Consider the following 12,254-nt stretch of genomic DNA (forward strand, 5'->3'; position numbering starts at 1 on the left):
CCCGGCGCGGTCACTGCCCGCCGGCCTCGCGGGCCTCCTGGGCCTCGCGGTGGCGGCGGGCCGGGTTGACCGGCTCCAGCACCGCCAGGCACTCCACGTGGTGGGTCATCGGGAAGGCGTCGAAGGCCCGCAGGTCCACCAGCCGGTACCCGACCCTGTCGAACTCGGCGAGGTCGCGGGCCAGGGTGGCCGGGTCGCACGACAGGTAGGCCACCGCCCGCGGCCGGGTCCCGGCGATCGAGCGGACCACCTCGGCCCCGGCCCCCGCGCGGGGCGGGTCCAGGGCGACCACGTCGGCGCGCACGTCGGCCCACTCGCGCAGCTGCGCGGCCACGTCGTGCTGTTCGATGCGCACCTGCTCCAGGTCGCGCAGGTTGTACCGGGCGTCGCGCACCGAGTCGGCGCCGCTCTCCACGCCCATGGTGCGCCCCTCGGGTCCCACGGCCTCGGCCAGGGCCGCGGTGAACAGCCCCGCGCCGCAGTACAGGTCCAGGGCGGTCTCCCCGGGCTTGGGGGCCAGCGCGGCCAGGATCGCCTCGGTGAACACCCCGGCGGCGGCCGGGTGGACCTGCCAGAACCCGCCCGCGCCCACCCGGAACTCGCGTTCGCCGACGATCTCGCGCACCCCGCGGCGGCCCCGCACCTGCTGGACGCGGCCGCCCTTGAAGCGGCGCAGCACGGCGCTGGAGGCCTTCAGCTCGGGCAGGGTGCCCAGCTTGGCGCCGGTGGGGGTGACCACAATCGCCCGGTCGGCGCGCTCGGCGGCGGCGATGGCCTCGACCTCGCGCACGCCCGGCCAGGGCAGCTCGGTCACGCCCAGCTCGGTGACGCCGGGGTGGGCGATGAGGCAGCGGTCCACCGGCTCGATGTCGTGGGAGCGGTGGCGGCGCAGGCCGGGGGTGCCCTCGGCGTCCACCGCGAACCGCACCCGGGTGCGCCAGCCCAGGCCGCCGGGGGTGCCGGGCAGCTCCTCGACGACGACCTCGCGGTCGATCCCGGCGATCCGGCGCAGCTGGTCGGCGACCACCCTGCCCTTGAGCCGCCGCTGGGCCTCGGGGGCGGCGTGCTGCCAGTCGCAGCCGCCGCAGGCGCCCGGCCCGGCGAACCGGCAGGGGGCCTCGACCCGGTCCGGGGAGGCGGTGAGGACCTCGACCGCCTCGGCGCGCAGCAGGTTGCTGGTGCGTTCGGTGACCCGCACCCGCACCCGCTCGCCGGGCAGGGCGTGGCGGACGAACACCACCTGGCCGTTGTGGCGGCCCACGCACCACCCGCCGTGGGCGACGTCGTCGACGGTGAGCTCGAACTCGGTACCGGCATGGGTCATGACGGGGTTCCTCCGGGGATCGCGGATGTGCTGCGGCGGCGTCCACGGGTCGTCGCCCGTCGCGGGAGGAGGCTGTGGCGGGGCGCTGCGGGGCGCCCCGGGGTGCGCGTCGGCGCACGTCCCGCGGGTGACCTGCACGCACGGTCACCGACCGCCCCAATCTACCGCCACCGCGACCCGGTTCCGGTCACGCTCGGCGCACGGCGGCCGCTCCGGCCCCGCCCGGTGTCGGCCCGAACGCACGGGATGGTGGCCGATGTGCCAAGGTGGCACTGAGAGGGCACGGGGTGACGCCCCGCGCCCGGGAGGCGCTGTTTCGACGGGAGTGCGGGCGAGGTGCACATCGTGATCATGGGGTGCGGCCGCGTGGGGTCCACGCTGGCGCACACACTGGTTGACCTGGGGCACACGGTGGCGGTGATCGACCAGGACCCCGAGGCGTTCCGGAGGCTGCGCGGGGACACCGCCAAACACGCGGTCCGGGGGCTGGGGTACGACCGGGAGGTGCTGCTGGCCGCCGGGATCGACCGGGCACGGGCGTTCGCCGCGGTGAGCAACGGGGACAACTCCAACATCATCGCGGCCCGGGTGGCGCGCGAGACGTTCGGGGTGGAGCACGTGGTGGCGCGGATCTACGACCCGCGCCGCGCGGAGGTGTACCAGCGGCTGGGCATCCCCACCGTGGCGACGGTGCGGTGGACCGCGGACGCGATCCTGCGCCGGATGGTGCCGGGGGACGACCGCCTGACCGCGGGCCCGGAGTGGCAGGACGCGTCGGGGACACTGACGATGACCGACGTCACCCTGCCCGAGGGGTGGGCGGGGCGGCCGATCACCGAACTGGAGGAGCGGGCGGGGCTGCGGGTGGTGTACCTGACCCGCAGCGGCCGGATCGTGCTGGCCGGCGCGGAGGTGGCCCTGGAGGCGGGCGACGTGCTGCACGTCGTGGCCCCGGGCCGGGAACTGGACGGGCTGTCCGCGCGCCTGCACGGGGACCCCGGTGACGAGGAGGTGCGGTGATGCGCGTCGCGATCGCGGGTGCCGGGAGCGTGGGGCGTTCCATCGCCACGGAGCTGGCGGGCAACGGGCACGACGTCCTGCTCATCGACCGGGACACCCGGGCGATCGGGGTGGACGACCTGCCGCAGGTGGAGTGGCTGCTGGCGGACGCCTGCGAGCTGTCCACCCTGGAGGACGCCCGGCTGGGCGACTTCGACGTGGTGGTCGCCGCCAGCAGTGACGACAAGGTGAACCTGGTCGTGTCCCTGCTGGCCAAGACCGAGTTCGGGGTGGGCCGGGTGATCGCCCGGATCAACGACCCGGTCAACGAGTGGCTGTTCAACGACTCGTGGGGCGTGGACCTGGCGGTGTCGCCGCCGCGGCTGATCGCCGACCTGGTGGAGGACGACCCGGAGGAGGAGCCCTCCGACGAGGACGCCCTGCCGCCGCTGCCGGGCGCGGAGATCGCCGAGTCGGTGCTGCACGCGGGCAGCCCGTTCGCGGGGCGGCCCGAGTCCGAGCTGGCGGCGGTGCTGCCCGGGGGTGTGGCGCTGGTCGCGGTGGTGGGGCCGGGCGGGGTGCGCGCGCCCGAGCCCGACCGGGTGCTGTCGGTGGGCAACACCGTGGTGTTCCTGGCCGAGCCGGAGGCGCTGGGCCCGCTGGAGGCGGTCCTGGACCCGGCGGGCGAGGCGTCCGGGGCCTGAGAACGGATGCGGGGCGCGCCCGGCGGGCGCGCCCCGTCTGTTCGAGGGACCGTCTGTTCGAGGACCGCGGGTTCGGGGGACCGTCAGGATTCGGGTCGGTCCTGGGCGGCGGGCCGCTCGGCCAGCGGGGTGCGCCCGCGGGCCAGCACCCACACCATCGCCGCGAACGCCGCCACCTGGAGCGGCCAGCCCATGGCGACCTTGGACAGGCCAAGGGCCGCGAACGTGTTCGCCCCGGCGTAGGTGGCGGCCGCCCACAGGGGGTACTGCACGACCACGCGGATGACGCAGGGCAGGACCAGCAGCCAGGTGAGCTTGGACGCCAGCGAGACCACGGCGGGGTTCTCCCGCCAGGAGGTGAAGTCCTCCTTGTGCCCGATGAACGGGCCGATCATCAGCCCGATGGCGGGCCAGCGCACCAGCACCGACAGGCTCAGCACCAGCGCGTAGACGGCGTTGTAGATGATGCCGGGCAGGAAGGCGTCGGCGGCGTTGCCGCTGCGCATCGCGAAGACCGCGGCGATGCCGATGCCGAACAGGCTGGTGACGACGTACTGCACCGAGGAGCGCTGGACCAGCCGCAGCACGCCCAGCAGCAGGGCCGCGGCCACTCCCAGGCCGATGGACAGGCGCAGGTCCGAGCCGATGATGTAGGAGAGGGTGAAGGTCAGGGTCGGAACGGCCGCCTCGACCATGCCCCGCTTGCCGCCCAGCGCCTTGGCGAGCTGGGAGCGGACCAGCGCCTCGACGGTCTCCTCGGTCACCTCCGGGGGGCGCGCCCCCTCGGGCTCGGGGCCGGTGCCCTCCTCGGCGCGCTGCTGCTCAGTCATCTGCTCCCGGTCCGCTCCGCGTCGTTCGGTGCCGCCCCCGGGCGGGGGGTGCACGGTCATGATGACCCACCCTACGCGACCTCCGGCGGCCCTCCCGGTCCCGGCCGGGGCGCTATCGACGGTTTTGCCCGGCTGCGGGGCGGATGGTCCGTGCGGCTTCTCACCGATTTCTCACCGGCCGGACCCGGCCGCGGTCCGACCGGGTCCGGTCAACCCCACACGGATCGGACGGCCCCGGCCGTAGCCTGGAGGCACATCCCCCGACAGCCGGATTCCCGCCTCCCGGGACGCCCCGACGCCGCTCCTTGCTCTCCTCCCCGCCCTGGAGGGACCCCCTCGCATCCCACGTGTGGTCCCCGGCCTCGGTGGGCGCCGTCCCGGACCTGCTCGCCCAGGGCGCGGGCGGCCGCACCCGGGACCGGCTGGCCGGCCTGCCGGGGTTCGACCCCGCGGGGCCGCCCTGCTCCTCCTGGGGCGGGTCGCCGACCCCGACGACCCCGGACCGGCAGGGTGACCCTGGCCTGCGGCGTCGGCACTCCGTACGCTTGCCCCGGAGAACCACCGATCCGAGGAGCCCGATGTCGTCCATCCCCCTCCCCCGGAGGGACCACCTGGAGTTCGCCGCCGCACTGGACCGGGAACTGATCCACCCCGGTACCTCCCACGTGTGGTCACCCCACTCCGTGGGCACCGTGCTGGCCCTGCTGGCCTCGGGGGCCTCCCACCGGACCCTGGCCCAGATCGTGGCCCTCATCGGCCGCGACTTCGCCGGGCAGCTGCTGGACCTGGACGCCTCGGTGGCCTTCGAACCCGGGCTCGACCTGGCCGTGCTCAACGGCCTGTACGTGCCCGGCGACCTGCAGCTGCGCCGGACGTTCGTGGAGCACGTGCGCGCCCGGGGCGGCGCGGAGATCGCCAACGTCGACTTCCGGGGCGACACCGAGGGGGTCCGCCGGTACATCAACGGCCGGGTCGCCCAGGTGACCCGCGGCCTCATCGACCAGCTGCTGCCGCCCGGGCTGCCGCCGCCCGACGTGCGCCTGCTGCTGGTGAACGCCCTGTGGGTGAAGATGGTCTGGCAGGAGCCGTTCAAGCCCTCCAACACCAGGCCCGCGACGTTCCGGGCCCCGGGCGGGCCCAGACCGGTGCCCACCATGCACCGCACCGCGAAGCTTCCGCTGGCCCGCGCGCACGGGTGGAGCCTGGCCACCCTCGCCGGGGGGCACGGCCTGTACCTGGACGTGCTGCTGCCCGACACCGCGGCCCCCACCCCGCCGCCGCTGGCCCCGGAGCTGCTGTCCGCCCTGTACCGGGCGCAGGCCCCGGCGATGACGAAGCTGGCGCTGCCGCGGTTCACGGTGCGCACCAGCGTGTCCCTGCTGGGGCCGCTGGCCCGGCTGGGGCTGAAGGAGATGGTCGGCGGCCAGGCGCGGTTCAACGGCATCAGCCCGCAGCCGCTGGCGGTGAGCGAGATCCTGCACCAGGCGGTGCTGCGCGTGGACGAGAAGGGCGCGGAGGGGGCCGCGGCCACGGGTGTGATCATGCTGCGGGCGGGGCTGCCGTCCCGGGCGGTGGAGTTCACCGTGGACCGGCCCTTCGTGTTCGCCCTGCGCCGCGGCGCCTCGATCCTGTTCATGGGCCGGGTGACCGACCCGGTCGACCCCGGACCCGCCGCCTGACACCCATCCCCCCCGTCACCCGTCCCCCTCGTTCGATTCCCGTCACCTCCCCACGGAAGGCCCGCCATGACACCGGAACTGGACCCCGACCACCTCCGCTTCGCGCTGTCCCTGGAGGACTCCCTGGCCGAACCGGACACCTCGCACGTGTGGTCGCCGCACTCGGCGGCCACCGCGCTGTCCCTGCTCGCCGCCGGGGCCTCGGGGGAGGTGCTCGCGGCGCTGACCCGGCTGCTGGCGGCGGACCGCGGCACCCTGGACGAGCACGTCACCGCGCTGGACGCGGCGGTGTCGGCCGACGCCGGCGGGACCACCCTGGGCGGTACGAGCGGCTGGGCCCCTCCCGGGGGCCAGGAGGCCCCGCCGCTGGAACTGGCGTCGGTGAACGACCTGTACGTGCGCGCCGACCGCACCGTGCTGCCCGGGTTCGCCGCGGAGCTGGCCGGGCGCCCCGCCTCCGCTGTGCGCCCCGTGGACTTCGCCGCCGACCCGGAGAAGGTGCGCCGGGAGATCAACGCCGCCGTCGCCGAGGTCACCCGCGGGATGATCCCCGACCTGCTCTCACCCGGGGCCGTCACCGCCGGGACCGAGTCCGTGCTGCTCAACGCGCTGTGGGTGCGGCTGGTGTGGGCCTCCCCGTTCGACTCGGAGCGCACCGAGGAGCGGGTGTTCCACGCCCCCGGCGGCGACCGGCCGGTGCCCACCATGCGCCAGACCGACCACTTCCAGGTGGCCGGGGCGGCGGGGCTGCGCATGCTCACCCTGGCCGGGCACCACGGCCTGTACCTGGACGTCGTCCTGCCGGAGGAGGGCACCGAACCGCCCGTCCTGACCGCCGGGGCCCACCGGGCGCTGCTGGGGTCGCTGCGCTCGGAGCGGGTGGACGTCGCGCTGCCGCGTTTTCGGGTGGAGAGCGGCTTCGAGCTGCTGCCGCTGCTGCCCGGACTCGCGGCCGCGGCGGGCGGGCCGAGCGACGACCTGCGCGGGATCACCGGCGACCCGCTCCAGGTGGACGCGATCATCCACCGGGCGGTGCTCAACGTGGACGAGGTCGGCGCGGAAGGGGCCGCGGCGACCGCCGTGATGATGACGCTGGGGAGCGCGATGCCGCCGCCGCGCCCCCTGGAGTTCCACGTGGACCGGCCGTTCGCGTTCGTCCTGCGCCGCGGCTCCGCCGCGCTCTTCCTGGGCCGGGTCACCGACCCCCGGGACCCCGGGCCCGCGCAGCCCCTCGAACACTCCTGGTGAGCGCGGTCCGGCCCGCACGCGTGCGGGCCGGACCCGCCTCAGACGTCGAACACCTCGAAGCCGGTGGCCAGCGGCACCCCCGCCCACTCCCCCGCCATCGCGGCGGCCTGCGGCAGGAACGCCTTCTGGTCGAACCCGTCCAGGTTGGCCAGGTAGACCTGGTGGGCGTCCAGGGAGGCCACCCCGGCCGCCAGGTCGTCCTCGCCCAACTCCACGAAGTGGGCGGCCCGCGGGGAGGCCCCGAACGCGACGAAGCGCACCCCCGACCAGGGCTCCAGCCCGTCGGCGAGCTGCTCGGTGAAGACCCACCGGTTGGCGGCGTCGCGGACCGCGTCCAGCAGGGCGGGGCCCACCACCCGGTGGTCGGCGTGGTTGAACCCGCTCCCCCCGGCGAAGTGCTCGCGGAAGTTGATCGAGATGACCACCTCGGGCCGGTGCCTGCGGATCGCCTCGGCCAGGGCGCGGCGCAGCGGCAGACCGTACTCCAGCAGGCCGTCGGGGAAGTCCAGGAACTCCACCGCGGCGGCACCGACCGCCGCCGCCGAGGCGCGCTGCTCGGCCATCCGCAGCGGGGCGCACTCCTTGGGTCCGAGGCTGTCGATGCCCGCCTCACCGCGGGTGACCATGAGCTCGACGACCTCCTTGCCCTGGCGGGTCCAGCGGGCGATCGCCGAGGAGACGCCGAATTCCAGGTCGTCGGGGTGGGCGACCACGGCCAGGGCCCGGGTCCAGTCCTCCGGCAGGGGCGCGGGTGCGCTGTCGTTCGTCATGGGCCCACCCTACGGAAGGCCCGGCCCGCGGCACCGACCCGGACACGGGAGGGCCCCTCCGCACACGGGAACGCCCCGGAGCGGTGCTCCGGGGCGGTTCCGTGAACGCCGGTCAGGCCTCCCAGGCCTGCTAGGCCTGCTGGGAGCCGTTGGGCGAGGCGCCCGGGCCGCGCGGAGCGGCCCCGTTGGGCGAGGTCCCCGGCGCACCCGGCTGGGCGGCCCGGCGGGCCTGGGCCTGCTGGGCGGCGCGCGCCTGGGCGGCCTTGGCCATCTGCTCCTGGACCTGCTTGGGCACGGTGATGGGCAGCAGCTCGCCGGGCGGGACGGGCTGGTCGCCGCGCACCACGACGACGTCGGCGAAGAGCTTCTCCACCTCGGCCATCACCTCCGGCTTGGAGGCGCCCTCGCCGCGGATCACGCCGCGCAGCACCCAGCGCGGGCCGTCCACGCCGATGAACCGCACCCGCTGGGCCAGCTGGCGGCCGTCCTCGGTGGTCCGGCCGGGCACCGGCACCAGGGCCTTGAGCTCGGGGCCGAAGGTGCCGTCGTGGTCCTCGACCTTGCCGCCCTGCTTCTCGACCTGCTCGCGCAGCTCCTCGCGCATCTCGTCCCACATGCCCGAGGACTTGGGCGCGGCGAAGGGCTGCACCTGGACGGCGCTCTTGCCGCGCACCAGGGTCACGCCGATGACCTTCTGCTTGCCCTGGGCGTCCTGGGCCACGTTGACCTGGATCTCGGTGCCCTGCTCCTGGGGCACCTGGATCCCGCCCAGGTCCATGCGCTTGAGCTCGGGGGCGTCCTCGGCGGCGTCCCACGGTCCGTTGGAGCGGTGCCGGTCGGCGTCCTTGACGGGTTCGCCGCCGGGGGTCGCCTCGGCGCCGGGGTGCACCTCGTTGTCGAAGGAGACGGCACCGGCCGCGCCCTCCCGGGATGCCCCGGCTCTGCCGGCCTCTTCTTCTTTCCGCTTCTTGCGGCGGCGTCCAAACACGCCCTCACCTCTTCGTTCTCCGTTGGTCCCGGGATCGCACCGGGTCGGGGACGTCCATCACCGCAGTGCGGCGTTGCCCCCGGTCGAACCGAAACCGCCCGCTCCGCGCACCGACCCGGGCAGGGTGTCCGCCTCGACGAACACCGCCCGCTCCACACGCTGGACCACCAACTGCGCGATCCGGTCGCCCCGGGTGAGTTTCACGGGGTCCGCGGAGTCGGTGTTGAGCAGGGTCACCTTGATCTCGCCCCGGTATCCGGCGTCCACCGTGCCCGGGGCGTTGACGATCGTGAGCCCGCAGCGCGCGGCCAGGCCCGACCTGGGGTGCACGAAGGCCGCGTACCCGTCCGGCAGCGCGATGGCCAGGCCGGTGGGGACGGTGGACCGCTCCCCGGGCGCGAGGACGACGTCCACGGCGGTGTACAGGTCGGCTCCCGCGTCGCCGGGATGCGCGTACTCGGGCAGGGGAAGGCCGGGGTCCAGGCGGTGGACCGTGATCGGGATCCGGCCGCCCTCCGGGGATGCACTACTCACATTCGCCGAGCCTATCGCCCCCGGGGCGCTGCATCGGCGTTCAGCGGTACCCCTTTGGGCCTCCGCCCCGCTTCGGGAGCGCCACGAACACGTCGCGGCCGGGGCGGGTGTCCGCTCCGGCCGCGACGGTGTGCGCCCTAGGACCGGGCGCCGGGCTCCTCGGTGGGCTCGGGGAGGGTGACCTCGACGGTCAGCTCGGCGTCGTCGCTGGACTGGAAGTCGATCCCGGCGGCCCGGCCGGCGGCGGCGATGTCGGCGGCCGCGGCCCGGGCGGCCTCGACGCGCTTGCCGGTGACCCGGACCCGCTCGACCTCGGCCCGCATGGACAGCTTGGCCTCGGACTTGGCCTTGCGGACGGCCCGCAGGACCTCGGCGGTGGCGGTCAGGACGACGGGGTCGCCGTCCGCGGCCGCGGCCCGGTACTCGGCGGCGTCCGGCCAGGGCTGGGAGTGCAGCGAGCCCTCCTGCCACCAGCTCCAGACCTCTTCGGCCACAAAGGGGACGAAGGGGGCGAAGAGCTTGTGCAGGGCGCCCAGGGCGACGAGCAGCGCGGCGCGCGCGGAGGCGCCCTCGGCGGACTCGGTGTCGTAGGCGCGGGCCTTGACCAGCTCCAGGTAGTCGTCGCAGAAGTCCCAGAAGAACCGCTCGGTGCGCTCCAGGGCCCGGGTGTGGTCGTAGGCGGTGAACGCCGCGGTGGCCTCCTCCACGACCTCGGCCAGGGTGGCGAGCATCGCCCGGTCCAGCGGCTCGGTGACCTGCGCCGGGTCGGCGACCGCGCCCTCGCCCGCGACGGACATGACGAACTTGCTGGCGTTGAGGATCTTGATGGCCAGCCGGCGGCCGACCTTCATCTGGCCCTCGTCCATGGCGGTGTCGGTGCCCAGTCGGCCGCTGGCCGCCCAGTACCGGACCGCGTCGGAGCTGTACTTCTCCAGCAGCGCCAGCGGGGTGACGACGTTGCCCTTGGACTTGGACATCTTCTTGCGGTCCGGGTCCAGGATCCAGCCGGAGATGCCGGTGGTGTGCCAGGGCAGCGTGCCGTTCTCGAAGTTGGCGCGCACGACCGTGGAGAACAGCCAGGTGCGGATGATGTCCTGGCCCTGGGGGCGGAAGTCCATCGGGAAGACGCGGCGGAACAGGTCCTCGTCGCGCTCCCAGCCGGAGGCGATCTGCGGGGACAGCGACGAGGTGGCCCAGGTGTCCATCACGTCAGGGTCGCCCATGAAGCCGTCGGCCTGTCCGCGCTGGTCCTCGGTGTACCCGGCGGGCGCCTCGGAGCTGGGGTCGACGGGCAGCTGCTGCTCGGTGGGCAGCAGCGGCTCGTCGTAGCGCGGGTTGCCGTCGGCGTCCAGCGGATACCAGACAGGGAAGGGGACGCCGAAGAAGCGCTGGCGGCTGATCAGCCAGTCGCCGTTGAGGCCCTCGACCCAGTTCTCGTAGCGGGACCGCATGTGCTCGGGGTGCCAGGTGAGCTGGCGGCCCCGCTCGACGAGCTGTCGGCGCAGCTCCTCGTCGCGGCCGCCGTTGCGGATGTACCACTGGCGGGTGGTGACGATTTCGAGGGGCTTGTCGCCCTTCTCGTAGAACTTGACCGGGTGGGTGATCGGCGTGGGGTCCCCGACCAGGTCGCCGCTCTCGCGCAGCATCTCCACGACGCGCTCGCGGGCGGTGTGGACGGTGGCGCCGACCAGGCGGTCGTAGGCCTCGCGGGCCGCGCCGGACTCCAGGCCCGCGGGCGGGTCGGCGATGATGCGCCCGTCCCAGCCGATGATGGGGCGGGTGTCCAGCTGGAGCTCGCGCCACCAGGTGACGTCGGTGGTGTCGCCGAAGGTGCAGATCATGGCGATGCCGGACCCCTTCTCGGGGTCGGCGAGCCGGTGCGCCCTGACGGGGACCTCGACGCCGAAGACCGGCGTGGTGACGGTGGTGCCGAAGAGGTCCCGGTACCGCTCGTCGTCGGGGTGGGCGACCAGGGCGACGCAGGCCGCGAGCAGCTCGGGGCGGGTGGTCTCGATGTGGACCGGGGTGCCGTCGGGCTTGTGGAAGGCGACCTTGTGGTAGGCGCTGGGCCGCTCGCGGTCCTCCAGCTCGGCCTGGGCGACCGCGGTGCGGAAGGTGACGTCCCACAGGGTGGGCGCCTCGGCCATGTAGGCCTCGCCGCGGGCGAGGTTGCGCAGGAAGGCGCGCTGGGCGGCGGCGCGGGAGTTGTCGTCGATGGTGGCGTAGGTGTGCCGCCAGTCGACGCTCAGGCCCAGGCGCCGCCAGATCGACTCGAAGACCTTCTCGTCCTCGGCCGTCAGCCTGTCGCACAGCTCGATGAAGTTGCGGCGGGAGATCGGGATCTGCCGCTTGGGGTCGGGCTTGGCCGGCGGCTCGAACTCCGAGTCGTAGGCGATCGACGGGTCGCAGCGGACACCGTAGTAGTTCTGGACCCGGCGCTCGGTGGGCAGGCCGTTGTCGTCCCAGCCCATGGGGTAGAAGACGGCCTTGCCGTTCATGCGCTGGAAGCGCGCGACGGTGTCGGTGTGCGTGTACGAGAACACGTGGCCGATGTGCAGCGACCCCGAGACCGTGGGCGGCGGGGTGTCGATCGAGTAGACGTCCTCGCGCTGCGCCGTGCGGTCGAAGTGGTAGACGCCGGACTCATCCCATACGTCGACCCACTTCGCCTCGATACCGTCCAGCGAAGGCTTGTCGGGCATGCGGAAGGAATGAGAGCGGTTGGTCATGGGGCAATGGTAGTGCGCTCCGGAGCGTGATCGCTCCTGGATTCGCGGCACGGTACGCCCTGGTGCGTCACGCACTCGTTGACCCCCCTGGGGTGTTCGAACGGCGGCCGGGGTGCTCACCGACGCGGGGGCGCGTGCGTGAAAGGATCGTTCCGGATAGACCATGGGGTGACGGGCGGTCCGCCGCCCGTGCCCGTGCACTCGACAAGAACGGTGAACGATTCACATGGCTAAGAAGGACGGCGGTGAGGTCGGCCCGGTCATCCTGGGCTTCGTGGCCGGGTTCGCGGCCGAGTTCGTCATGCGCAAGGCGCTGACCTTCGCCTGGACCCGTGCGACCGGCGAGGAGCCGCCCACGGACCTGGAGTCCCCCGACGTGAGCCTGGGCCGCGCCCTGGGCTGGGCCGTCGTCGCCGGTGTCGGCGTCGAGGTGGCCCGGGTCCTGGCGG

The 12,254-nt window shown here is 74.3% G+C and carries 11 protein-coding genes; 5 read left to right on the plus strand and 6 right to left on the minus strand.

Features of this window, described 5'->3' with window-relative positions; genetic code table 11:
• Positions 1–10: 10 nt before the first annotated feature.
• Positions 11–1,324 (minus strand): class I SAM-dependent RNA methyltransferase, encoded by a 1,314-nt coding sequence (locus ACJOT3_RS25400; protein ID WP_406975621.1) that lies wholly within the window; start codon positions 1,322–1,324, stop codon positions 11–13.
• A gap of 336 nt (positions 1,325–1,660) precedes the next feature.
• Here ACJOT3_RS25400 and ACJOT3_RS25405 point away from each other — a divergent pair, with 336 nt between their 5' ends.
• Entirely contained in the window at positions 1,661–2,344 is a 684-nt protein-coding gene (locus ACJOT3_RS25405) for a potassium channel family protein (RefSeq protein WP_406975622.1), read from the plus strand.
• Positions 2,344–3,027 carry a potassium channel family protein gene (locus tag ACJOT3_RS25410; RefSeq protein WP_406975623.1) on the plus strand — a complete coding sequence of 228 codons (684 nt, stop codon included), beginning with the start codon at positions 2,344–2,346 and terminating at the stop codon, positions 3,025–3,027. The genes ACJOT3_RS25405 and ACJOT3_RS25410 overlap by 1 nt, the downstream gene beginning before the upstream one ends.
• An 83-nt stretch (positions 3,028–3,110) precedes the next feature.
• Here ACJOT3_RS25410 and ACJOT3_RS25415 read toward each other — a convergent pair whose 3' ends face one another.
• Positions 3,111–3,857, minus strand: a complete 747-nt coding sequence (locus ACJOT3_RS25415; RefSeq protein WP_406975631.1) for a DUF3159 domain-containing protein — start codon at positions 3,855–3,857, stop codon at positions 3,111–3,113.
• Between the two features lie 578 nt (positions 3,858–4,435).
• Here ACJOT3_RS25415 and ACJOT3_RS25420 point away from each other — a divergent pair.
• Positions 4,436–5,536 (plus strand): serpin family protein, encoded by a 1,101-nt coding sequence (locus ACJOT3_RS25420; RefSeq protein ID WP_406975624.1) that lies wholly within the window; start codon positions 4,436–4,438, stop codon positions 5,534–5,536.
• A gap of 66 nt (positions 5,537–5,602) precedes the next feature.
• Positions 5,603–6,784 carry a serpin family protein gene (locus ACJOT3_RS25425; RefSeq protein WP_406975625.1) on the plus strand — a complete coding sequence of 394 codons (1,182 nt, stop codon included), beginning with the start codon at positions 5,603–5,605 and terminating at the stop codon, positions 6,782–6,784.
• A 38-nt stretch (positions 6,785–6,822) separates the two neighbouring features.
• On the opposite strand, the gene ACJOT3_RS25430 is transcribed toward ACJOT3_RS25425, so the two are convergent.
• The 4 genes from ACJOT3_RS25430 to valS form a co-directional block, all read right to left on the minus strand.
• On the minus strand, positions 6,823–7,554 hold the full coding sequence (locus ACJOT3_RS25430; RefSeq protein ID WP_406975626.1) for a PIG-L deacetylase family protein: 732 nt from the start codon (positions 7,552–7,554) through the stop codon (positions 6,823–6,825).
• Between the two features lie 130 nt (positions 7,555–7,684).
• Positions 7,685–8,542 carry a DUF3710 domain-containing protein gene (locus ACJOT3_RS25435; protein ID WP_406975627.1) on the minus strand — a complete coding sequence of 286 codons (858 nt, stop codon included), beginning with the start codon at positions 8,540–8,542 and terminating at the stop codon, positions 7,685–7,687.
• Between the two features lie 57 nt (positions 8,543–8,599).
• Positions 8,600–9,076 (minus strand): dUTP diphosphatase, encoded by a 477-nt coding sequence (dut, locus tag ACJOT3_RS25440; RefSeq protein ID WP_406975628.1) that lies wholly within the window; start codon positions 9,074–9,076, stop codon positions 8,600–8,602.
• Between the two features lie 137 nt (positions 9,077–9,213).
• Positions 9,214–11,805, minus strand: a complete 2,592-nt coding sequence (gene valS, locus ACJOT3_RS25445; protein ID WP_406975629.1) for a valine--tRNA ligase — start codon at positions 11,803–11,805, stop codon at positions 9,214–9,216.
• A gap of 226 nt (positions 11,806–12,031) precedes the next feature.
• Between valS and ACJOT3_RS25450 the strand changes: the two genes are divergently transcribed.
• On the plus strand, positions 12,032–12,254 hold a 223-nt coding region (locus ACJOT3_RS25450), incomplete at its 3' end, for a DUF4235 domain-containing protein (protein WP_406975630.1).

This window comes from Nocardiopsis protaetiae (genome assembly GCF_045446735.1).
Lineage (GTDB): Bacteria > Actinomycetota > Actinomycetes > Streptosporangiales > Streptosporangiaceae > Nocardiopsis > Nocardiopsis protaetiae.